Genomic DNA, 24,386 nt, shown 5'->3' with positions numbered 1-24,386 from the left:
TCATTCTATATACGGCCTAGGCCGTGGCAGGTGCCTCGGCCAAAGGTAATTCGATGGCGACCCGCACACCGTGCGGTTCGATGTTGGTGATATGGATCAAGCCACTGTGCTCGTCAATGATTTTTTTGACAATGGCCAACCCCAAACCCGTCCCTTTCTGCTTGGTGGTGACATAGGGTTCAAAAACACGGCTCAGCATATCGGGTGGAATACCACAACCGTTATCCGCCACCATCACCATCACCTTGTGATTGGCGGCCCATGCCTCGACGGACAACTGTGGGATCGGTTGATCCAACACGGCGTCTTGCGCATTTTGTAGCAAATTATGCATCACTTGCCGCAACAATGTCGCGTCTCCCATCACCCATAACGGTGTTTCGGGCAATTGCAGGTGCAAAAACGGTGTTGCTTCATATAGTACCAGCACCTCTCCCAACAACTGGTTTAAATCCAGCAATTTCAACTTGGAAGCGGGTTGACGGGCATAGTCCTTGAAGGCATCCACCATCTTTTTCAGCTCATGCACCTGCTTGACGATGGTTTTGGTCGCTCGATCCAGCATGTCGGCATCAGCCTGTTCCAACTTATCACTCAAACGATGTTGTATGCGCTCAGCTGACAACTGAATGGGCGTCAGTGGGTTCTTGATTTCATGTGCCAAACGCTTGGCCACTTCCCCCCAGGCCGCATCACGCTGGGCTTGCATCAGCTCGGTAATATCGTCGAACACCACGACCACACCATTTTCCGGGCCGCGCTGCAATCGTGCACCACGCAGCAAGATCACACGTCGACCATTCTTGCTCATCCAGTCCAGCTGGTATTGCCACTGCCGTTGCCCCTCATTGGCAAACCCCTGTTGAATCGAAGTACACACTCCTTCAAGCTCCGGCGTATCGTCAGCCCAGGCATTCAGTTTGACGCCCCGCAACCGCTCCAGATCCAGCCCCAAAATATGGCTGGCACTAGGGTTGACCGCACGTAATCGAAACCGCTCATCAAAAGTCAACACGCCGCTGGTCAGTGTTACCAGCACGCCTTCCAGATAGCCCTTGGCTGCTTCCAGCTGTGATTGATTACGATCGACCGTTTCGCTGGCTTCTGCCAATTGACGTGTCATCAGGTTGAAGGATTGTGTCAGAATGCCCAGCTCGTCGCGGCTGGTGACTGGTTGCCGTTGTGAGAAGTCACCTTGCGCCACTGCGCGCGTACCCGCAGCCAAGGCTCGCAAAGGTGCAGACAGCCGATCACTTAATACAAACGCCAGCGCCAACGCCAGTAACAGAGCCAGTAACATGGTCAAAGTCAGCGTCAAGCTATAGATAACCTTCAAACCAGCACGTGACAAGGAAAGCTGCTTGTAATCTGCCCGAACGCGTTCCACCAACTCGGCATCATCAGCCAAAGCTTTCGGGACCGGCTGAATCGCTTGCAATAGCAGCGGCGCCCCTTTGATGTCTTCAACACGCTGTACGGAACGAAGTAGCAAACCGCCCTCGATGTCGTTTTCAATTCCCCGGTAATTGGATTCGAATGCTTCCTTCAGCATCGCACCATCCGGGTAGAAAACTGGGCTATCCCGCCTACCAGCACTGGCCATGGCAATCAACCTGCCTGTGGTATTGAAAAGCGCCAATTCCTGTATTTGATATTGGGCTCGTAAAATACCCAACCTGCCTGGGTTGATGATGCCGCTATCGTCATGCAAACGTGCAGCAACCACCGACGTAGTATCGACCAAATTATCCAATTGGTGGTGAAGTGCCATTTGGCCTAATGCCAAACCTCGGTCTAACGCCTTTTCAACATTGACGTTGAACCAGCCTTCGATCGAGCGGGTCAGGAATTGAACAGAGACGGTATAGATCAGCGTACCAGGCACAATGGTCAAGGTAGCGAACATCAATACCAATCGGAAGGTCAGTTTGGCGCCAAATACCTGCTGTTTCAGCCGCCATCGTAAGCGCAATAGCTGGCGTACCAAGATGCCCAACAACACCAGTAACATCAGCCCGTTGAGGGCAAACAGTTCCCAATAATGGACAGCCAAGCCGGAAGTATTGCTACTGGCCGTTGCCAATAGGAACATCAAGATCGTGCCGAAGACCGCACCGATGATGACGAGATAGCGCATCAGTGATTATTCGCCAGCAACGGCAACTGCACGCCAATCCGACGCAATATCCCACTCCTGGGACCCGATTGCGTTGATCTGGAAGGGTTTTGGCAATTGCGACACATCAAGCCGCATACGGACACGGCCTTCATATTGCCTACCTTTGGTCAGGTTACCCGCATCAGTAACCGACCAGTTACGCACGGAGCCCAAGGCAGCCAAGGCTTGGTTCAGCGAAGAAAAACTCTGGTAAAGGGTGCCATAACCCACACGATATTTGCGGGTCAACGCGTTGTAAGTCAAGCGGGCTTCAAGACGGGCAGTGTTGTCAAACCAGGATGCCAGTTGGCGATAAGCCCAATACCAGCGTGGTTTGACAATCTCGAATTCAGTCAGGAAATACAGCGGTACCCCTTTATGCAGGACCTCGTCCAAGGTGGGATTCAGGACCACACTGAAATTGGCTTCCACAACATAGTGATCATCCTGCAACTGCAATGACGCATTTTGCACACCGATTCCGTCTGCAGCAGCCAAGCCAATACAGCATGCGCAACACAGGGCAATCCAAGACACAGTCAGCCGCCGCCAGGCGGCTAACCATGAATAGCCAGCCGGCGCGCGACAAAACACTGCATCCGGAGTGGCCGGCAAGATTGGCGAATTATTGGGGACCCTTTGCCCCTTTCGCCAGCAGTGCGTAATAGAAACCGTCATGTCTCGCGTTGGGCGTTAATTGTTGTTGTGCGTTTCCCGCCAGCGGCAATAACACGGCATCAGAATGTCTGGCCAAAAATGCGTCGATCTGCTCACTGTTTTCCTGCGGGAAAACCGAGCAAGTAGCGTAAAGCAATTTTCCACCCTCTGCCAGCAAGGGCCATAGTGCATCAAGAATTTCCGCTTGTTGTGTTGCAAATTGCGCAATATCGGATTCCCGACGCAACCATTTGATATCCGGGTGACGCCGCACTACCCCAGACGCACTACATGGTACATCCGCCAGAATCCGGTCAAATAGTTTGCCATCCCACCAGGTATCTGGTTTGGCAGCATCACCTTGCCTGACCTGTGCATTCAGATTCAACCGCCCCAGATTTTCATGCACCCTAGCCAAACGTCCTTCGTCATGATCCAAAGCCAACATGCCAACCTTTGCCCGCTCCAGGATATGGCAGGTCTTGCCGCCTGGTGCCGCACAGGCATCCAGCACCCGCTGACCATCTTGCAAGTCCAGCAAACGTGCGGCCAACTGAGCCCCTTCATCCTGAACCGATACCCAACCTTCCGCAAAATGCGGCAAGCGCGCTACAGGTACTGGCTCCAACAGTTGAATTGCCTCCTCGCCCAACCAACTCGCGGCAATACCAGCCTCGGCCAGCAACCGTAAGTAGATCGGTGCATCAGTCAACAGCAAATTGACCCGAAGCGTCATTGGCGGATGGCTGTTGGCTACAGCCATCATCGCTTGCCATTGGTCGGGGTAGTGGCGCTTCAGCAGATTGATCCACCATTGCGGGTGGGAGTACTGAGCCACTTCGTTCTTTTCACCCAACTTGAGGAACTCTTCGCGTCGACGCTGGAAATTGCGCAGGATTGCGTTCACCAGCCCTTTGGCGCCACCCGCACCAACCTTGGTTGTCACCGTGACAGCGTGGTCTACAATGGCATACGGTGCTGCGCGGGTGTATTCCAGCTGATACAGAGCGATCAGCAATAGGGGTTCCAGCTGCGGATCAGTCAACGGTTTCAGCAACAGCTTGTTAAGCACGGCCCGCAACCATCCCAAATGGCGCAATGTGCCATAGCTGATATCCTGGATTGCCGCACGATCGCTGGTCTCCAGACGTGTCTGCTGGCGGAAATGTTGCGCCAACACCTCATTCAAGTTGCGGCCGGCCAATACCTCGCCCACCACCTGCATCGCACCACGTTGAATGGCCAACATCAGTAGCCCCCTCTTGCCATCGCCATCAGACGGGCGACACGCTCCTCAGTTGCTGGGTGCGTGCTGAATAACCCGGCCAGGCCTGCACCTGACAAGGGGTTGATAATCATCATTTGAGCAGTCTCCGGGTGTGTTTCTGCGGTGTGAAGAGGAATCCCGCGTGCATAAGCATCGATCTTCTGCAGCGCCATCGCCAACGCCTGCGGGTCTTGAGAAATTTCGGCGCCAGCATGGTCTGCACCGAATTCGCGTGCACGGGAAATTGTCATCTGAATCAGACTGGCCGCAATTGGTGCAAAAATCATCACTAGCAAGGCGACAATCGGATTGACGCTGTGCTCACGATCATTCCCACTTGAAAAGAACATAGCAAAGTTGGCCAATACAGAAATGGCACCCGCCACTGATGCGGAGATTGTCGAAATCAGCGTATCGCGATTTTTGACATGTGCCAGTTCATGCGCCATTACTCCGCGCAGCTCACGCGGTGTCAGCATTTGCATGATGCCAGTTGTGGCCGCCACCGCAGCATGCTCCGGATCACGTCCCGTCGCAAATGCATTGGGCTGATGCTCATCGATCACATAAACCCGTGGCATGGGTAAACCTGCACGCTGGGACAGCTCCTGCACCATCTGATACAGCTCCGGGGCGGAGTAAGCATCGACTTCCTGCGCGTTGTACATGCGCAGCACCAACTGATCAGAATTCCAGTAAGCAAATACATTCATGCCAGCACCAAAAATCAACGCCAGCAACATGCCAGTCTTTCCGCCGATCATGCCACCAATCAGTCCGAACAGTGCTACTATGGCGGCCATCAGGATGGCAGTTTTCATCCAATTGCCAAACATGATTGATCCTCCTTTCCGACAACATTGCAAAAGACAATATGGGCGGTGCAAGCCAATGCATATGGCCAACACAGTCCCTTGAGGTGAGGTGGTGTTTTTCTCAGAAATATCAAGACCGGGCAGCCGCTGACAACCACCCTGATATGTAAACGACTCAAGCGATCAAACTGTCGCCGGGTTGAATACCACAACCAGCCAACAACGCAGTGGCAGACAGTCGTTTCCCACCAGCCCGTTGCAACTCAGTCAGACAAACCGCACCGTCACCACAGGCTACAACGATGCCATTGGCGTCGGCCTTCAATACTGTGCCAGGTACACCCTGCTCTGCCACAGCGTGCGCCATCCAGAGCTTCAATGGCTCCCCCTTCCAAGCAGCCAACCCGGCAGGAAATGGATTGAATGCACGGATGGTACGTGCAATCTGCACAGCAGGCAGGTTCCAATCAATCGTCGCCTCTATCCTGTTAAGTTTGGCTGCGTAGCTGGCTTGCGAATCATCTTGCCGCTCGCTACCCAGCTGCCCTTTGGCCAACAAATCGAGAGCATCAACGATCGCCTTGGCCCCCAGCTCCGCCAGCTTGTCATGCAAACTGGCACTGGTATCAGACTCGGTAATCGGCAGACTGCGCTTCAACCGCATTGGCCCGGTGTCCAGCCCGGCCTCCATCTGCATAATGGTAATACCAGTCTCCATATCGCCGGATTGAATCGCTCGCTGAATGGGGGCGGCGCCACGCCATCGAGGCAACAGCGAACCGTGCACATTCAAGCAACCATGTCTCGGGATATCCAGCACAACTTGCGGCAGCAACAAACCATACGCGGCCACTACCATCACGTCGGCCTTGATTTCGCATAACATTCGCCGTACGTCGGCGTCTTTCAGCGTAAGCGGCTGCGTAATAGGTAGACCATGAGCCAACGCCAATTGCTTGACTGGGCTAGACGTCAGTTTCATTCCACGGCCTGCCGGCCGATCAGGCTGGGTCAGCACTAACGGAATGTCATGTCCGACCTTGATCAGCGCATCCAACGAAGCAGCCGCAAAATCCGGTGTCCCGGCAAATATAAGTCTCATGACGCAATCTTTCTCGGCTTGATCAAACAGGTCACATGGACTTGCGGCGATTCTTTTTCAGTTTGGTCATGATGCGATCCTGTTTCAGGCGCGACAGGTACTCAACAAATACCTTGCCTTTCAGATGATCTAGTTCATGCTGAATACACAAGGCCAGTAAACCGTCCGCGTCGAGCGAGTATGGTTTTCCGTGACGATCGAGCGCTTCAACAGTGACCGTTTTTGCACGATTGGCCACCTTGTCATAAATACCCGGTACGGAGAGACAACCTTCCTCCAGTTCGCATTCGCCATTCATTTTCGTTATACGCGGATTGATGAATACCATCAGCGTGTTCTGCTCTTCGCTGATATCAGCGATGAACAGCTGCTTATGCGCATCTACCTGCGTTGCAGCGAGCCCGACACCGGGTGCTGCATACATGGTTTCTGCCATGTCATCGATCAATTTCTGCAAATCCGGGCCGAAGTCGGTAACCGGTTGAGCCACTGTGTGCAAGCGCTCGTCGGGGTAATGCAAAATGTTTAGTATCGCCATTATTACTTGCCACTTGAATAATTCGGATGCAGAATCTAATAAGATTCTAAAGAATCATGCAGTCTGGATAATCACGCCGGGCTTAACCAGCACACCACCACCTCCAGACAACAATAACTTAAGCAAGGTCGTGAGCGAGGCTCTTCAATGCGTAAAAGTATTATATCGTTAGTTTTGCTGGGTAGCGTGTTTGCCGCGCACGCAAGAGCCGATGAGCTCAAGCTACGCGAGAACGTACCTGATCAATATGTAGTCGTCAAAGGGGACACCCTATGGGATATCTCCGGTCGTTTTCTCAAACAGCCTTGGCGCTGGCCTGAAATCTGGCGCCTGAACAAGGATGAGATCAAAAATCCGCACTGGATTTATCCAGGCGATGTGATCATGCTTGATCTGTCCGATGGTTCACCACGCCTGCGCTTGAAGCGTAAAGGCGAGTTTACCAATGGCATGGCCAAACTCAGTCCACAGGTCCGAGTTGAGGAGCTACACCAATTTGCCGTCCCAAGTATTGCTCCATCAGTGATTGAACCGTACCTCAGTCAGCCACTGGTAGTCACACCAGAGCAAATGAAAGCGGCACCACGGATTGCCCAGACAGAAGACGGTCGCGTCATCATTGCCGAAGGCGAGAATGCTTACGCAGTCGGCATCAAGGATGATGAATCCACTGCCAACTGGCAAATGTTCCGCCAAGGACGCCCTCTTTATAACCCAGACAGCAAAGATGGCAAAGAGTTGCTAGGTTATGAAGCCGTTTATCTTGGCGATGCAAGGGCATTGAAAAAAGATGACAAGGTCACAACTTTGCGCATTACCAGTACCAAGCAGGAGGTGCTGATCAACGACCGACTCATTCCGGCAACCCGCCAGGAAATGTTCAATTACGTGCCACATGCACCGGAGTTTGACGTGAAAGGCCGCGTCATTGCCAATTATGGCGGTGTGTCGATTGGCGGCCAGTACTCGATTCTGATCCTGAACAAGGGCCTGCATGATGGGCTTGAAATTGGCCATGTACTAGCGTTGTACAAGAAAGGCCGGCCGATCGTGAAGGAAAATCCACGGGATGAAGCGATCTACACCCCCGCAGAACGAAATGGATTGGCTTTCGTGTTCCGTGTATTTGATCGGGTGTCCTATGCGCTGGTTACCAGTGCAGATCGCCCTGTCGAACTGCATGATGAAGTCCGCAAACCTTGATGGCAGCTGGCGAGATTCAGCCCTGGCTCCGGCTGGGGCTGATTCCAGGCATTTCCTCCTCTACTCAGTTGAAGTTGCTACAGGCATTCGGCTCACCGGATGCCATCTGTAGCGCAGCCCGTACCCAGCTTTCTCCCTACCTCAAGCCGAAACAATTGGACGGTTTTTTGAACGGCCCCGATTCGACATTGTTGGCTCAAACACTTACCTGGCTGAGAGAACCAAGTAATCATCTGGTCACCCTGGCGGATGAAGATTACCCCAAACGCCTGTTGGAAACAGTCGACCCACCAGTCATGTTTTATCTGAAAGGACGTAGAGAACTGTTGGGCAGTACCATGCTGGCCATCGTCGGTAGTCGTCATGCGACACCCCAGGGCGAACAAAATGCCCGAGCGTTTTCAGAAGCTCTCAGCCATGCCAGTCTTACCATCGTCAGTGGCATGGCGCATGGAATCGACCGTGCCGCACATGAAGGTGGCCTGACTGGCCCAGGCAGCAGCATAGCTGTTGTGGGAACAGGCCTAGACCGAGTCTACCCAGCCAGCAACCGCGATCTGGCACACCAGTTGGCCACCAATGGCGCCATCCTGTCCGAATACCCATTGGGCGTACCGCCATTAGCTGCCAACTTTCCCAAGCGCAATCGCATCATCAGCGGTATGAGTGTAGGCTGCCTGGTCGTTGAAGCCGCACTGCAAAGCGGTTCGCTGATCACCGCACGCCTATCAGCCGATCAAGGTCGGGAAGTATTCGCGATCCCTGGCTCCATTCACTCCCCGGTTGCAAAAGGTTGCCATGCACTGATCAAGCAAGGGGCCAAATTGGTGGAAACTGCTCAGGACATACTCGACGAACTTCGCTGGCAAGTCACACCACCCATCAGTCACAAACTGCCGCCAACACCATTGCAAGGTGATCCGGAAGAGGCTTTACTGCTTGAATGCATGAGTTTTGACCCGACAGCTATCGATACATTGTGCGACCGCAGCAACTTGACGCCAGATAAGGTATGCGCCATCCTGTTAAAACTGGAGTTGGATGGCCAAGTGGCCAGCCTGCCCGGCAGCCGCTACCAACGGCTGGTCTAAAGCAGGTACGTTCCCTCAGGTTTTACGAGATACCCTTATATGTTCGATGTTCTGGTTTTCCTGTTTGAACAGTATTACGGCGCGGAATTTCGTCCTGACTGGGACACGCTGTCACGTAAGCTGTCGGCTGCAGGCTTCGACCACAGCGACATCGATGAAGCGCTGGATTGGCTCGCGGATCTGGATGCCAAATCTGAAGCCTATTCAAGCTCAGTCGGCAGTGGCGGGTTGCGAGTCTATGCTGAAGAAGAGTTGGTGGTACTGGATGCCGAGAGCAGAGGTTTCCTATACTTCCTTGAGCAGGCCAATGCCATCACACCGGTACAGCGCGAACTGGTGATCGACAGACTTTTGGTGTTGAAAGACCGCGGTGCCAATATCGAGCGCACCAAGGTTGCCACGCTGATGGTACTGTGGAGCCAGCGCGAACTACTGGACGCGCTATTGGTTGAAGAGTTGCTTAATCACGCGCCAGATCAAATGCATTGAATGCATGAATTTCTGGTCCCGATTAATGCGCTTAACGCGCATTTTTTATTGATACGATGCCCACAAACCTGCTGATTGTCGAATCGCCTTCAAAGGCCAAGACACTGAAAAAATACTTGGGTAAGGATTTCGAAATCCTTGCCTCCTATGGACACGTACGCGATCTAGTGCCCAAACAAGGTGCGGTTGACCCGGCGAACAAATTCGCCATGAAGTATGAACTCATCGACCGCAACCAGAAGCATGTGGATGCCATCGCAAGCGCCGTGAAGGAAGCTGACCATATCTTTCTGGCAACTGACCCGGACCGCGAAGGCGAAGCTATTTCATGGCATATCCTGGAAATTCTCAAAAGCAAGCGGCTACTGAAAGATAAGACCATCCAGCGAGTAGTCTTTCACGAAATCACGCAAACCGCCGTGAAAGACGCAGTGGCCAACCCGCGTGCTATCTCGATGGATTTGGTCAATGCTCAGCAAGCTCGCCGTGCATTGGACTATCTTGTGGGTTTCAATCTGTCACCCTTGCTGTGGAAGAAAATCCGTCGCGGCTTGTCCGCAGGTCGAGTCCAAAGCCCAGCATTGCGCCTGATTTGTGAACGCGAACTGGAAATCCGCGCGTTCAAACAGGAAGAATACTGGACCATCCATCTGGACAGCCACAAAGGCCGGCAGAAATTTGGCGCCAAACTGTTCCAGTTCAAGGGTGAAAAGCTCGAGCAATTCAGTATCCCGACTGAAGTGCGTCAGGACGAGGTCTTGGCGGCCATTCGTGCAAGCGGCAATGATGCCCGCGTTGTCAAAGTTGAGAAGCGCAAGAAAACTCGCAGCCCAACGGCACCGTTTACTACCTCTACCATGCAGCAGGAAGCCGTGCGCAAGCTGGGTATGACCACTGACCGCACCATGCGGACAGCGCAACAGCTTTATGAGGGTATCGATGTCGGGAGTGGTATTGTCGGTTTGATCACTTACATGCGTACCGACTCGGTCAACCTGGCCAACGAGGCTATTGCAGAGATCCGTGATTACATCAACACTCACTTCGACAAGGAGTATCTGCCAGCCAATCCGGTTGCCTACAAAAGCAAAGCCAAGAATGCGCAAGAAGCACATGAAGCCATCCGGCCAACGTCGATCGAACGTACACCCGAGGCCGTCAAGCCTTTCCTGACCCCGGAACAGTTCAAGCTGTACGAAATGATCTGGAAACGTACGTTATCGTGCCAGATGGCACCGGCCAAGTTTGACACCACCAGTCTGGATCTAGCTGTAGGACAAGATGATACGACACTCTTTCGTGCTAGCGGCCAGATCCTGACCTTCCCTGGCTTCATTGCTGTATATCAGGAAGACGCTGATGATGTCGAGGAAGATGATGAAGCTCGCCTTCCGCCATTGGAGATGGGCGAAATCTTGCCGATCGATAAGCTATTTGGTGAGCAACATTTTACACAGCCACCCCCACGGTATTCGGAAGCCAGTCTGGTAAAGGCCTTGGAAGAATTCGGTATTGGCAGACCGTCCACTTACGCCAGCATCATCTCAACACTGAAAGACCGCGAATACGTCATTCTGGACAAAAAACGTTTTGTTCCCACAGATGTAGGCGAAGTCGTCAACAAGTTCCTGACCGAACATTTCTCCACTTACGTTGACTACAACTTCACCGCGAAGCTGGAAGACAAGTTGGATGAGGTCTCAAATGGGGAGCGGGAATGGATCCCTGTACTGGATGAGTTCTGGCAAGGCTTTGACAATCAGGTCAAGGAAAAACAGAACATCTCCCGCCAGGAGATTACTCAAGAGGCCATTGATGAAGCCTGCCCAAAGTGTAGCAAGCCACTTGCAATTCGCCTGGGCAAACGCGGTAAATTTATTGGCTGTACGGGTTACCCTGAATGTGATTACACGCGCAATCTGAACGATGACCAAGCCGAAGTCGAAGAAGCACCCACAGTCATTGAAGGTCGTGTCTGTCCTGCTGATGGCGGACAATTGATCATCAAGACCGGCCGATATGGCAAGTTCATCGGTTGCGCCAACTACCCGAAGTGCAAACACATTGAACCTCTGGAAAAACCAAAGGATACCGGTGTCACCTGCCCGGAATGCAAAACAGGTACGTTGATCGAACGCAAGAGCCGCTATGGCAAAATGTTCTATTCTTGCAACACTTACCCAACCTGCAAGTACGCAGTTTGGAACCCGCCAGTCAATGAGCCATGTCCGAAGTGTGGATGGCCAGTTTTGACATTGAAAACGACAAAACGCCGTGGTACTGAAAAAGTATGCCCACAGAAAGAATGTGGCTTTGCGGAGCAGGTTGCAACACCAGAAGGGGCGTAAGTTCTGCTGGGTGCGGCCACGCCACGCCCAGCCATGAACTATGTGGCCTTACCGAAGGCCGTCAATAGTCATCATTGCAATTCTATTAATTAACTTATCCGAATTAAGTAAATTCAAATCTGGATCAAGTGGTATTACACGCCGTATAGACTAGGTTAGACAATGCAAAGCGCAATACCGGGATCTATCATTCTGATCTGGATCTGAAGCAACACGCATCCTGCCTGACACTGTCTGCTACTGCACCCAAATGTCGGGCACCATAGAAGGTATTGAGGGGCATGACTGCGAGAAAAAACGTTGTATCCAGTATCGTACAGTCCGATCTGCTCGCCACTTACGAGTCATACTTGGCCGCACTGGATGCCATCACCTCGCAATTACTGGATAGTACTGAAGATGAAAGTTTCTCGGATATTGTCCGCCAACTGGCTATCACCACCCGTAGCGATGCTTGCTTGGTTTACCTCTATCAACGTGATACCGAACTGATCGACAGCGCACAAGTACTCTGTTCCTGGTGTGCCACAGCAGCACTCGCAAAATCTTTCGAATCACTTCATGAATTTGCGCTGCAAGACGTCCCTGAAATGAATGATGCCTTGCAGGTTGGGATGATATTCGTCAGAAACAGTGAAGATCTTCCTTCGCCAGTTCAATTGTTGTTCCGGGCTCATGGCCAAGCTTGTGTGGTAGCGATTCCCCTGTTGGTTTCTGGGGAACTGGAGGGCTTTCTGATGTTTGCCAGCCGACGCGAACGCCAAGCCTGGCATAGCGTTGAATTGCGTGTCCTGTCTGCCGTTGCCAATGATCTGGCCATGGCGCTCACTCAACGTAAAGCCCAACGCGCATCCGTGGCCAGCCAACGGAGGTTGGAGGCTTTGGTTGGTGCATCCGACGACATGGTATTTGAATTTGACGCACGTGGCACCATCGTCAATATATGGTCAAGCCACCCGGCCATGCCCAGCCGGACGTTACGTGGCAAACCACTGAAGGAGGCCTTGCCAACTGAGATGGCAACTGCTTTCCAACGCAGTGCATCCAAGTTGTTCAAACGTGGTAACAGTGAAACTGTCCGTTTCTCTGTCCCTCTACTGGGTAGTCACACCTATTTCATTGCTCGCCTTTATGCGGTGCCGGCAGAAGACGGTGAGAACCGTAATATTGTAGCCCAAGTGCGAGATGTCACCCATCTGATGCAAGAAGAAGCGGCCCAAAAAACATTGCTGGAAACCTTAAGCCTGCTTGAGGAAGCAATCATTGATCTGTCACCGTTAGGGGCCTTGCTGAAGACGACGCCCCCTTGGGCGAAGTTTCGCGCAATTGAGCCTGATGCCATTGAGGGAGATTATGGCTACGCATTGACGCATTTTGTCCCCTATGAGGATCAGGACAAGCTGCAGGCAGCTATTGATACACTGGTCCGTGGCGAGGTCAGCACCCAATCAGTCCGTTTTCGGATGCCCAGGCCTGATAATGAAGGCAGTTGGATCGAAGCCAAGCTGTTGGCACACCGAAGTCCGGAAGGGGAAATTATCGGTGTAAGGGGCGTACTACGTGACATCACCACGGCTTACCAGCACGAGCGACATATCACCCAGCTTGCCCTCTATGACAGCCTGACTCAACTCCCCAACCGGATTCTGCTGGATGACCATCTTCACCAGGCCCTGACTCGGGCTCGGCGTAATAATTTGAAAGTGGCATTGGGCTTTATCGACCTGGATCACTTCAAGCAGATCAATGACACCTTTGGTCACTCCGCCGGAGATAGCGTGTTGGTCAATCTGGGACGTCAGTTGCGATCAGTGTTGCGTGATATCGACACCTTGGCACGATGGGGTGGTGACGAATTTGTGGTATTGATTCCCGACTTGCCCAATCTGGTGCCACTGCGCAATATTGCAGAGCGGCTTAGAGAGATCGCCCGTGCTGGCATTTTCATCGACGGACTGGAAACCAAATCGACCATCAGTATTGGATTTGCCGTTTTCCCAGACGATGCCGATGATGAGGAATCCCTGATGTCGGCGGCGGACAGTACCATGTTTTACGCCAAATCCATCGGCCGAAACAATGTACAGTTCTACTCCGATGTGGTGCACCTTCGTGCCGCATCTCGTGAACAAGTCGCTTTGCAAGCCAGGTTATCGACAGCCATCGAACATGGTCGACTGGAAGTCTATTACCAACCCATCATCAATGCACAAACGGGGCAGGTTTGCGAAGTTGAGGCCTTGGCTCGCTGGAACGATGGACAGACTGGCTGGATCAGCCCACAAGTGTTCATTCCCATTGCCGAGCGTCTGGGATTGATCCGTGAATTGGGTGAACAGGTCATGGAGCAGGCTTTTTGTGTCTTGCAACAATGGCGTCGGCAAGGCCTGCACCACAAGCTCGCCATCAACGTGTCACGCGCCCAGTTGTTTTCGCCAGACTTCTCGTCGCGTATTCAAACCTTGCTGGCCAACTACCAGTTGCGTCCACAAGATATTGAGATCGAAATCACTGAGAGTGTTGCGCTCACCGACTATTCCCAACAGATGGTGCACCTCAAAGCGTTATCACAGGCTGGCTTTACCATTGCCATTGATGACTTTGGTACAGGCTACTCCTCATTGTCACAATTGCACGAAATGCCGGTTGATACGCTCAAAATCGATAACTCGTTCACCTCGCGTCTTCATACCGAAGAAGGACGACGTATCGTGCTAGCCATTGTGCAGATGGCTCAGGCGCTGTGCCTGGAAATTGTTGTCGAAGGAGTCGAAAAATCCACCACCGCCAGTTATCTACAAGGGCTAGGTGTCAAAAAACTGCAGGGCCATTATTTCAGTGCCCCCATTTCCGCATCCGAATGCTATGGATTGTTGGTAAACGGAGTCCCAATGGCTGGCTGAAAAATGCAGAAAATCCCGCTGACATGGCGCCAGCATTAGTGATCCATTGCATATGAATTATGTAATAAGCTATCTAAGCACTTACCATCTGTAGTTTAATGCCGTATCGGCGTAGTGCAAATTTACCGTCTATAGTTGGAAAATCCGGCAGATATCCCTTGCCTGGCTCCGAACGACGTGTTTTAGGATTGCGGTCATGGTCGCCACCAACCAGTTGGATTCACCGAATACCATCATCGGGGTTCCGTTCGAATACGGGCATAACGTCCGTACGTTATGCGATGAATTGCCTGAAACATCCGGTACCCAAGAACTGGCAATGAAAAAGCGAGAATTCAAGATCCGCCTGGCGGATGATGCTGGTCAACGTAGCTCTGCCAGCATGCTGATCAACAAAATGTACTCATGGCGTGGGTATTCCACGTCTTCTCCTCTGTCAGAGGACCCGAACCGGATTACGTTGGTTGCAGGAGATGGAGAACACACCATTGGAACCATCAGCATCAACTTCGACTCTGAAATCGGTCTACTGGTAGACCAGTTGTATAAAGACGAGCTGGATAAACTACGCGCCTCCGGCAGACGGGTTTGCGAATTCATCAAGCTTGCCGTCGATGGTGAGGTCAAATCCAAGCGAGTTCTGGCATCACTGTTCCACATAGCCATGATTTTTGCACACAACATCCGCAAAGCCACTGACATAGTAATTGAAGTGAACCCTCGCCACGTCAAGTTCTATGAACGGATGCTGGACTTCACACAAATCTCAGATGAGCGTCTGAATCCCCGAGTCAATGCCCCAGCAGTATTGCTCGGCATGGATCTCAATCACCTGCACTCCCTGGCCCGTCACTTTGGCGGCAAGCCTGAGCTGGCAAATACCGAGAAATCGTTTTACCCATACTTTTTCTCCCCCGCTGAGGAAGAGGGCATCACCAACCGCCTGATCATGATGGACAACCAGGGTTGATATGTCCCTATTTGATTACGACGAAGCCTTTTCACGCAATATCGGTTGGGTAACGGCACCTGAGCAGGCGTTGCTCCGCGCCAAACGGATCGCTATTGCGGGCATGGGCGGTGTTGGTGGCGGGCATCTATTGACGCTGGCACGCCTGGGCGTTGGTGCGTTCAATCTGTCTGACTTTGATCGATTCGACATCGCCAATTTCAATCGTCAAGCTGGCGCCATGATGTCGACACTGGGGCTGCCTAAAGTCGACACATTGCGAGATATGGCGCTGGATATCAATCCTTTGTTGGATGTCAGACTTTTTCCTGACGGCATTGATGACCACAATTTGGACACCTTTCTGGAAAATGTCGATCTTTATGTAGACAGCCTGGATTTCTTTGCTTTCGAGGCACGGAAGAAGATGTTCAAGGCCTGTGCCCAAAAAGGCATCCCAGCCATCACGGCAGCACCACTAGGTATGGGCACTGCTTTCTTGGCGTTCGTACCGGGCTCGATGACATTTGAAGAGTATTTCCGCATGGAAGGCCATGACGAATTTGAACAGGGCCTGCGCTTTTTGATGGGCTTGGCACCTGCCCGTCTCCATATGCGCTACTTGGTCGATCCTAGTCGTGTCCGTCTGGATTTGAAAAAAGGGCCATCCACCATTATGGCCTGTCAACTCTGTGCTGGTATTGCAGCAACACAAGCATTGAAAATCCTGCTCAAGCGTGGCGAAGTGATTACAGCACCTTATGGCCTGCATTTCGATGCCTATGCCAACACACTTGTTCGTACCTATGTACCGTGGGGAAACAACAACCCCATACAACGGCTGAAGCTAATTATCGGCAGAAAGCTGCTCGGGAAAAAACTTGCGCATGCAGTGCCTGTCAAAACTGCAGATGCACCGTTACGCGTCATCGATAAAATATTGGATGCAGCCCGCTGGGCGCCAAGCGGTGATAACACGCAGGTATGGCGGTTTGAAATTGTTGATGAACAACATGTCATCATTCACGGTTTCGATACCCGCGATCATGTTGTCTACGACGTCGACGGGCGGCCAAGCCAGATTTCCCTGGGTGCGCTCATCGAGAATATTCACATAGCGGCTGGCTATTTTGGCCTGCAAATCAGCTGTACGCGTCGAAGCACCACTACAAATGAAACGCAGCCCGTTTTCGATGTTCGATTAACACCCGACCCATCCATCAAACCCAGCAAGCTGTACGACTATATCAAGATACGCGCAGTACAACGCAGGCCACTGCATACCCGTTCGCTCACAGCTGATGAGAAGCAATCACTGGAAGCAGCAGTTGGTGGGCAGTTCAAGATTCAATGGCTTGAAGGGGTTGGAAAACGCTGGAGAATGGCCAAGCTACTATTCCAGAACGCCAAAATTCGCCTCACCATGCCAGAGGCGTATCAAGTTCACAAATCCATTATCGAATGGGATGTCCAGTTCAGTGAAGATCGCCTACCTGATCAAGCAGTTGGGTTGGACCCGGTTGGATTGAAACTGATGAAATGGGCGATGCAAAGCTGGCAGCGCGTACAATTCCTGAATCGTTATCTGGCAGGAACCTGGCTACCTAGGCTACAACTGGATCTAGCTCCTGGCATCGCCTGTGGCGCCCATTTCATCATCTCTGCCTCAGTCATTCCGCAAACTGTCGATGACTATGTTGAAGCTGGACGAGCCCTACAACGCTTTTGGCTAACCGCGACACAACTTGGATTACAAATGCAACCGGAAATGACTCCACTCATTTTCAGTTGGTATGTACAACAGGATCGTCGCTTTTCAACTGAAGATTCGCTTTGGCCACAAGCGCAACGTCTGCGCCAACGCCTTGCCGACCTGATCGGGGAACAATCACTCCAGCATGCCATTTTTATTGGTCGAATTGGTGCTGGTCAACCTGCTACAGCCCGTTCTACCCGGCTTCCACTGTCGAAACTGATTTATCAACCAGCACAACCATAGTTTCGGCCAGACACCATGACAATTCGTCGTAAAAAAGTATTGTTCATCGCGGAAGCAGTCACACTTGCGCATGTAGGTAGAATGTTATCGCTATCGCAAGCACTGGATCGTGCAGGATTTGAGGTCATGGTTGCCTGTGATCCACGTTATCAAGGCGCCACCGGCTCAACTACCTTACCTCTTACCGATATCCACACCATACCCAGTCAGCAATTCTTCAATGCGCTGGATAAAGGTACGCCCATTTATCAAGTACAGGATCTGATACGGTATGTGGAAGAAGACCGGGCGTTGATTCAGTCCTTCAAGCCGGATGTAATCGTTGGTGATTTCCGCTTATCACTTTCCGCCAGTGCACGCCTTGAGAAAATTCCCTATATCACATTGAGCAACGCTTACTGGAGCCCTTATGCAGATATTGACTATCTGGTACCGGATATCCCAGCCACACGGCTCCTGGGCGTCACCATTGCACAAAAGCTGTTTGACTGGGTACGGCCAATTGCATTTGCACAACATGCCACCGCCATCAACCGTATGCTTCGACATTTCAACCTACCCGAATGCAAACGCGATCTGCGAGTAGCTTACACTCAGGCAGACTACACCCTATACTCCGACCTTCCTGAATTGGTCCCGACCAAGCTACTACCCGATAACCACAGGTTTATCGGCCCCGTGCAATGGGCACCGAATGTTCCACGCCCACCGTGGTGGGAATCGATCCCAGCCAATAAACCAATCGTCTATGTCAACCTTGGCAGCTCTGGGCATGGCAAACTCCTTCCAGAAGTGCTGGAAACACTGGATGAAATGCCAATTACTGTCATCGCTGCCTCAGCAGGCCGAGTTGAACTCAAGCATCTGGCCAGCAACGAATTTGTCGCTGATTTTCTGCCAGGAGACCAAGCTGTGAAGCTCGCCTCGCTTGTCATTTGCAATGGTGGCAGCCCAACTTGCTACCAAGCCCTGGCTGCAGGTAAGCCATTGATTGGAATACCAATCAACCTCGACCAATATCTGAATATGTCCTTGATGAGTCGAGCAGGCACTGGCATTTTGATTCGCAGTGGCAAGCATACGCATCGCGAGATCAAGGTTGCTACCAATCAACTATTGCAAGATGCCCAATACTCAATAAAAGCACAAAATATTCAACAACATATACTAAATTGCAACCCTGGATTGGTCCTCACCAAGTTGATAGATCAGTTATAGATCTCATCTCTCCGTTCTAAATCGATTACCAAGTCTCCGCTGCGGTCCTGAGTCATCAGTTTATTGAATCTGATTATCTGCAGTCTGGCCACTTTTTGCCTCAATGCAAAATGTCACCCCCCGCTCCAGATCTGGCATACAGCGTAGGAACCTTCAATCATGTAAACACCCGGCGATGAAATACCATCAGCATTCATGAAAACAAAAACAGCATTCCATCGGGTTGTCTACATCTGCGTGTCGGCATTTTTTACATCCCCTTATAAAAGCCTACTGGCGAATATTTTTTACACATAGAAATCATATACTTACCACTTAATCCATGTATTGGCATACCGATTGCTTATTGTAATGGCAAGAGAATGCACCGTATTCCTCTGAAAGAACACACAACTACTCGCAAGGAGTTAAACATGAAACTCAAGAAACTGGCTCTGGGAATTGCCGCTGGCTTGACCCTCTCCAGCAGTGCTTTTGCAGCTAATGCTATTATGTTTGACATGGATGGGGCTGGTGGTGCATATGCTCCTCAACTGATTGATTCCTTCGACTGGTTGCCTGGTAACGCCCTATCGATTGGCTCGATCGGTAACTTCACACCGTTGCCAGATGGGACTTCCAGCCAACTGGTATATCAAGCATCTTTAGCTGTCTTGAAGTTTGGTGCCAACACATTCCAAGCACCCCCTGGCAAAGAATTCACAATCCAGGCTTCGTTCTGGGAACTGGGTACGGGCGTAGGTGGCGCAACGGCGGTCTTTGATCTGGATAGCACCAAGCCAAGCTGGGTTCGTATTTTTTATGGCGACAAAAACTCCAATGACAAGACTGGTAAGGATTACGATGATGGCACGATGATTCTGGAGGGTACAGTTGTTACCCAGACAGCCAACATCACCAATAATACACTTCGTCGCCCTGGCGATTTCCCTGCCTTAGGTTTAGATCAGAAATTGGATGATGGGGATGATGATGGTGGTGTGATGTCCCATCAGACAACTGGCAGTTCAGAGCTTGGTGTGAATGTTCATTTCACAGACTCCAGTTTCTTCCTGTCCGACATCCAATCAATGAGCATTGGCATGGAATTTAACAGCAACTTACGTTCGCCATTTAACTCCGTCAACCCGTCTGACGAAGTAGTAGGCACCACGCCTGTCTATGGTGCAAACGGTACGATGAATGGCATGTTCTGCTTGAATACAGCCGATCCAAGTGCAGTATGTGATTTCCACTTCCTGGCTGATGGTAACAACACCTTCAATTCCAAGGTACCGGAACCTGCATCAATCGCACTGTTAGGTTTAGGTCTGGGTGCATTGGGTCTGGGTGCACGTCGCCGTAAAGTTAAGTAAGCAAGACAAGTAAGTCGAATCACTTAGTTGATTCAAATCAGTCAAAGGAAAACCCCGCTTAAGCGGGGTTTTCCTTTTTACTATCTGATACTCATTATTATCATGTAGACTAAAATCTACCGCTATTGAACCCGTCTGCATTAACCTTTCTTATAACATCGGTTGCATAAATACAGTCGGTTCATTGAAAAATCACCTAAGCCAATTGTTGGTTAATTAGAACACCTATCAGATACGCCAGTAACATCAAACTATTTCATGGCATTCGCATTGACACTGAATTAAAGCAGCCTTTCATGCGGCTATCTCTTGGCAGGTTAACCTGTTCAGCCCAACCACATACTTACCAATTGCCACATGTATTAATCCAGTTTCCAGACGTCATCGTATATCAACTACCAATGCAATCGCCTTATCAGACAAATAGGCAACCGTGTTGGTCAATATCACTTCATTGACGAAAAGGAACTGAATCATGAATACGCATATTCTTATTGCTCAGCGTCACTTATTCAAAGTATTGAGTGGCACATTGTTTGTTGCTTGTGTTAGTCAAGCGGCTATGGCACTACCAAGCGATGCATCGGGCAGTCTCGATATGAATGGCAATGGCCTGCCACGGCTGACAACAGATACCTGCTATGCCAGTTATAACGGCAGCATTAATGCCATGGGTCAATCCAACTTTCCGGTTGCGTTCCGTTTATTCCGTGATGGCATTCCGGTTACGGCAGATAGCGCCGCTACTTGGTTTCAGGCGAATAACAGCACCATTGCATTTCAGCCTGGTAACTATCAAATGATTGCCGTCAATAAAATGCCGACACGCCCGGCACGAATCACCATGTCACTAACCTGCAGTTAATAGGGTAATCTTTACCGAATAGAGGTCCGGAACTCTGTTCGGTTTCGTTTAACCTATTCACACTTCTTCACAGCAGAATGATAAAAATAGGTCTAGAGTAAGCCTAATTCGAACTCAAGTAGATCACATTCGTAATACATGCATGACCTTGTTAAAACCAAATGGCCAGTTGCCAAAGGGGAGGCCATATGAATTCATTAACACCGATCGAGGTACCAGATCGAATTGAACGTGTGCCAGCTGCGGGCATCCAATCCCTACGCATTGATGCCAACATTCTTGGGAATCTGCTGTTGTGTTTTGATGCTGAGTACGAAATAGAATTAGCCGTATCAGCAGAACGACACTTGCAGCCTGCCAAACTCAAACGGGAAGGCAGCACCTTGTATTACCGTGCCGGCAATCTATGGAACTATCTCTTCTATCATCAATCCAGACCGATTTCTGTACAACTGTGTCTACCGCGCCATATCCGGGTGGAAGCTCATTTTTTAGCAGGAGTTCTGACACTGCAAGGAGGTGACGGTGCGCTAATCATTCACGGGGGCATAGGTGAGGTCACCGGCTATACCTGTGCTCAGCATGTAGATGTCCGATTACGGTGTGGCGATATCTCACTGAGCCATTTACCAGCTACAGCAATGTTGCGGGTAGGGATTGGTGCCATATCCCTGGATTGGGCCATGCTGGAAGGTAATGAGCGCATCGATGCCCAATGTGGGTTGGGTGGCATTGATTTATATCTGCCTCCAGGCACGGCAGCATCGAATGATCAGCACCACATGTGGCGTCATGCCCATATTACATCCCCACAGGGCAGCCAGATCAACGCGCGCTTGGTATTTGGCGGATTGGCGGCAACCATGACCCATTGATTGTCATCCCTGCACTATCTGCCAAATCGACATAACCTACCAGGCCGCGCCAATGCTAGTTCACTCAATTCCGGACAAGCATTGCATCATGATCAGATCGTGCAATGCTTGAGGCAAGCCGTTCGGCTGCTTATCATTATGGGTTGATTCTCGCTCACGATCCGTTCTCTGGCTCTGTGCAGCGGCCCCGATTTGTTCACGAAAGGTAATGCAAATGGCTGCTACTCCCTCTCCCCGCCTTACCGAGTTGCGCGCAATGCGCGAGCAACTCCAATCGAGCTATGCCGCGCTGAAAGCGGCAGGCCTCACCCTGAACATGGCGCGCGGCAAGCCGGCGTCCGATCAGTTGGACCTGTCTGCCGAGTTGATGGTACTACCTGGCGCCAACGACTTTACCGCAGCGGATGGCACCGATTGCCGCAACTACGGTGGCCTGCAAGGTCTGACTGAGGCACGCCAGTTGTTTACAAAGGTAATGGGGGTCACCGCAGACAATATCATCATTGGGGATAACTCCAGCCTGGCATTGATGCACGACTGTGTCGCATTCGGATTGTTGAAAGGCACCTGCGACAGTAACGGCCCTTGGCAAGCGGCACACACCACTTTTCTGTGCCCGGTACCGGGTTATGACCGCCACTTCGCCATTTGTGAAGAGTTCGGTATCCGCATGATCAACGTACCACTGAATGAAGAGGGCCCGGACATGGATGCCGTGGAAAAGCTGGTGGCCAGCGACCCGACCATCAAGGGGATGTGGTGCGTGCCGAAATACAGTAACCCGACCGGTACCGTCTACTCCGATACGGTTATCGAGCGTCTGGCCTCCATGAAAACCGCCGCGCCAGATTTCCGGCTGTTCTGGGACAACGCGTATGTTGTACATCACCTGAGTGGCGAAGCAGCCGACATCGCCAATATTGTTGAGCGTTGTGCTCACCACGGCAACCCGAACCGTGCTTATGTGTTCTCGTCCACCTCCAAGATCACCTTGGCCGGAGCAGGTTTGGCAATGTTTGGTAGCTCGCCAGCCAATGTCAAATGGCTGTTGGCACGCATGAACCAACGTACCATTGGCTCAGACAAGATCAACCAACTGCGCCATGTACGCTTCCTACGTGACGAAGCGGGGCTGGCTACATTGATGAACAAGCATGCCGCCATTCTGAAACCCAAGTTTGACAAGGTGATTGAGATCTTCAACCGTGACTTGGGTGAATGGGGCGTAGCCACCTGGACCGTGCCCAAGGGCGGCTACTTTGTCAGTCTGGATGTCCCTGCTGGCCTCGCCAAACGCGTCGTACAGCTGGCCAAGGAAGCCGGCATCGTCTTGACCCCAGCTGGCGCGACATTCCCAGGTGGCAAAGACCCGGAAGATCGTAACATTCGCATTGCACCGAGCTTCCCTGATCTGGAAGAGATCAGCAAGGCAGCAGAGGGTGTATCGCTATGCGTCCTGCTGGCTGCAGCTGAATCCGCCAATTGATTTCTACCGATCGATATTGATCAGCCTACTTGGGCCCATTGGGGCCCATGTTCGTTCCATCTACTTCTTTGCCAATCGTTGATACTGCTTTGCCAGATCAGAAGCCACCTGAAAAATGCGTTCGCTGGTCGTCGCCACATTGGTGATCAGGGCTCGGTCATTGCGTTTGGCCCCCAGAGCCTCCACTGCTTGATCAAAGAACAACCATTGTGTTTCCACCAGCTCAAGCTGACTGCGAGTGGATTGCGTATTTTCCGGTGCAACCTTCAGTTTGCCGACCAACTGCTTGATATCTCTCCTTGCCTTGGCCAGATCCTTTGCCAGATAAGGCTGTTTGACTCCCCAGCTTTGCAGCAGATACAGCTTGGCCATGCGTTGGGAAATCGCAGCGATTTCTTCCGCCAGACCAACCAGCTTGGCAGCAGGCACCTTGGATTTCTGCTGCAATAGTTCTCCACCCTTTTGGGTCAGATAAACCAGCTCTTCATTGTTATCAGCAAAATCCTTACCGGTTTCAACCCTTGGAATTCCTTTGAAATACAAACGGAAGTCATTCCAGACCTGATTCAGCAGGCTATAGTTTTCCTGAACTTCTGCATCACCCAGTGTCTGCAACAGGACCAGTTGGCTATCAAACTGCGTGACGGCAGCCTCCAGTTGCTTTGCCGGTTCTGTCTCTTTGATACTCAGCCCCTGCAGTACCCATGCCTTGGCAACCCGTTCTGCCAGCATGCGCTGCGAAGCAGCCAACCAGATTGTTTCGGCATCGTCAGCATGAGCCGACAACGGTATGAAGGTAACAATCAGCAATAACAACGACCACAATTGACGGCACAAAGAACACACCATGACTTTGACTCCAAAGATTGGACCACTGAAAACACTATAAACAACCCTTGTACAACTCGCCTGTGGAGAGGCATCCCCGCTAGCTGAACAAGCATGCTTGGTCGTGAAAACAGTGGAAATCTGACAGCGACGGTGCGGGATGTGCCGATGAAGTATCGGAACGAAAGTGCGTAGAAAACACGGGAAAAACACCCTGCCGACCGGGTACGCCGGCAGGGG

Annotated in this window: 19 protein-coding genes; 12 read left to right on the top strand and 7 right to left on the bottom strand. The window is 51.4% G+C overall.

Annotation, left to right across the window (positions count from 1 at the left end):
• Nucleotides 1-16: 16 nt before the first annotated feature.
• From FFS57_RS10560 to def, 6 genes are all read right to left on the bottom strand, one after another.
• Entirely contained in the window at nucleotides 17-2,137 is a 2,121-nt protein-coding gene (locus FFS57_RS10560; RefSeq protein WP_137937759.1) for a sensor histidine kinase, read from the bottom strand.
• 6 nt (nucleotides 2,138-2,143) lie between these two features.
• Nucleotides 2,144-2,695, bottom strand: a complete 552-nt coding sequence (locus tag FFS57_RS10555) for a DUF4390 domain-containing protein (protein WP_171013824.1) — start codon at nucleotides 2,693-2,695, stop codon at nucleotides 2,144-2,146.
• Nucleotides 2,696-2,783: 88 nt separating this feature from the next.
• Nucleotides 2,784-4,064 carry a 16S rRNA (cytosine(967)-C(5))-methyltransferase RsmB gene (gene rsmB, locus FFS57_RS10550; RefSeq protein ID WP_137937757.1) on the bottom strand — a complete coding sequence of 427 codons (1,281 nt, stop codon included), beginning with the start codon at nucleotides 4,062-4,064 and terminating at the stop codon, nucleotides 2,784-2,786.
• A complete protein-coding gene (htpX, locus tag FFS57_RS10545; RefSeq protein ID WP_137937756.1) occupies nucleotides 4,064-4,918 on the bottom strand; it encodes a zinc metalloprotease HtpX in 855 nt (284 codons plus the stop codon). The genes rsmB and htpX overlap by 1 nt, the downstream gene beginning before the upstream one ends.
• A 154-nt stretch (nucleotides 4,919-5,072) precedes the next feature.
• On the bottom strand, nucleotides 5,073-5,999 hold the full coding sequence (gene fmt / locus FFS57_RS10540; protein WP_137937755.1) for a methionyl-tRNA formyltransferase: 927 nt from the start codon (nucleotides 5,997-5,999) through the stop codon (nucleotides 5,073-5,075).
• A 31-nt stretch (nucleotides 6,000-6,030) separates the two neighbouring features.
• A complete protein-coding gene (gene def, locus FFS57_RS10535) occupies nucleotides 6,031-6,537 on the bottom strand; it encodes a peptide deformylase (protein ID WP_137937754.1) in 507 nt (168 codons plus the stop codon).
• A gap of 147 nt (nucleotides 6,538-6,684) precedes the next feature.
• Between def and FFS57_RS10530 the strand changes: the two genes are divergently transcribed.
• From FFS57_RS10530 to FFS57_RS10475, 12 genes are all read left to right on the top strand, one after another.
• A complete protein-coding gene (locus tag FFS57_RS10530) occupies nucleotides 6,685-7,740 on the top strand; it encodes a LysM peptidoglycan-binding domain-containing protein (protein WP_137937753.1) in 1,056 nt (351 codons plus the stop codon).
• Nucleotides 7,740-8,831: a DNA-processing protein DprA gene (gene dprA / locus FFS57_RS10525; RefSeq protein WP_137937752.1), complete on the top strand. Its 1,092-nt coding sequence runs from the start codon at nucleotides 7,740-7,742 to the stop codon at nucleotides 8,829-8,831. Before FFS57_RS10530 ends, dprA begins: the two co-directional genes overlap by 1 nt.
• A 39-nt stretch (nucleotides 8,832-8,870) precedes the next feature.
• Nucleotides 8,871-9,320: a Smg family protein gene (locus tag FFS57_RS10520; RefSeq protein ID WP_137937751.1), complete on the top strand. Its 450-nt coding sequence runs from the start codon at nucleotides 8,871-8,873 to the stop codon at nucleotides 9,318-9,320.
• Nucleotides 9,321-9,376: 56 nt separating this feature from the next.
• Nucleotides 9,377-11,668, top strand: coding sequence for a type I DNA topoisomerase (gene topA / locus FFS57_RS10515; RefSeq protein WP_137937750.1), 2,292 nt, complete (start codon nucleotides 9,377-9,379; stop codon nucleotides 11,666-11,668).
• Between the two features lie 281 nt (nucleotides 11,669-11,949).
• Entirely contained in the window at nucleotides 11,950-14,571 is a 2,622-nt protein-coding gene (locus FFS57_RS10510; RefSeq protein WP_137937749.1) for a bifunctional diguanylate cyclase/phosphodiesterase, read from the top strand.
• 196 nt (nucleotides 14,572-14,767) lie between these two features.
• Nucleotides 14,768-15,541: an N-acyl amino acid synthase FeeM domain-containing protein gene (locus tag FFS57_RS10505; protein ID WP_249383968.1), complete on the top strand. Its 774-nt coding sequence runs from the start codon at nucleotides 14,768-14,770 to the stop codon at nucleotides 15,539-15,541.
• 1 nt (nucleotide 15,542) lies between these two features.
• Nucleotides 15,543-17,519 (top strand): ThiF family adenylyltransferase, encoded by a 1,977-nt coding sequence (locus FFS57_RS10500; RefSeq protein WP_137937748.1) that lies wholly within the window; start codon nucleotides 15,543-15,545, stop codon nucleotides 17,517-17,519.
• A gap of 15 nt (nucleotides 17,520-17,534) precedes the next feature.
• Nucleotides 17,535-18,737 (top strand): glycosyltransferase, encoded by a 1,203-nt coding sequence (locus FFS57_RS10495; protein WP_137937747.1) that lies wholly within the window; start codon nucleotides 17,535-17,537, stop codon nucleotides 18,735-18,737.
• Between the two features lie 413 nt (nucleotides 18,738-19,150).
• Nucleotides 19,151-20,092 carry a PEP-CTERM sorting domain-containing protein gene (locus FFS57_RS25795; protein WP_249383967.1) on the top strand — a complete coding sequence of 314 codons (942 nt, stop codon included), beginning with the start codon at nucleotides 19,151-19,153 and terminating at the stop codon, nucleotides 20,090-20,092.
• Nucleotides 20,093-20,567: 475 nt separating this feature from the next.
• Complete coding sequence (locus FFS57_RS10485) at nucleotides 20,568-20,957, top strand: hypothetical protein (protein WP_137937746.1); 390 nt, start codon at nucleotides 20,568-20,570, stop codon at nucleotides 20,955-20,957.
• A 188-nt stretch (nucleotides 20,958-21,145) separates the two neighbouring features.
• Nucleotides 21,146-21,832 carry a DUF4097 family beta strand repeat-containing protein gene (locus tag FFS57_RS10480; protein WP_137937745.1) on the top strand — a complete coding sequence of 229 codons (687 nt, stop codon included), beginning with the start codon at nucleotides 21,146-21,148 and terminating at the stop codon, nucleotides 21,830-21,832.
• Nucleotides 21,833-22,040: 208 nt separating this feature from the next.
• Nucleotides 22,041-23,318 (top strand): aspartate aminotransferase type Ic, encoded by a 1,278-nt coding sequence (locus FFS57_RS10475; protein WP_502705910.1) that lies wholly within the window; start codon nucleotides 22,041-22,043, stop codon nucleotides 23,316-23,318.
• Between the two features lie 60 nt (nucleotides 23,319-23,378).
• Here the strand turns inward: FFS57_RS10475 and FFS57_RS10470 are convergent, their stop codons facing one another.
• Nucleotides 23,379-24,167, bottom strand: coding sequence for a type IV pili methyl-accepting chemotaxis transducer N-terminal domain-containing protein (locus tag FFS57_RS10470; RefSeq protein WP_137937743.1), 789 nt, complete (start codon nucleotides 24,165-24,167; stop codon nucleotides 23,379-23,381).
• Between the last annotated feature and the right edge of the window lie 219 nt (nucleotides 24,168-24,386).

It is taken from the genome of Chitinivorax sp. B, assembly GCF_005503445.1.
In the GTDB taxonomy this organism is placed as follows: Bacteria; Pseudomonadota; Gammaproteobacteria; order Burkholderiales; family SCOH01; genus Chitinivorax.
Note: the sequence above shows the minus strand (reverse complement) of the source record. Positions and strands in the feature narration are given on the sequence as shown.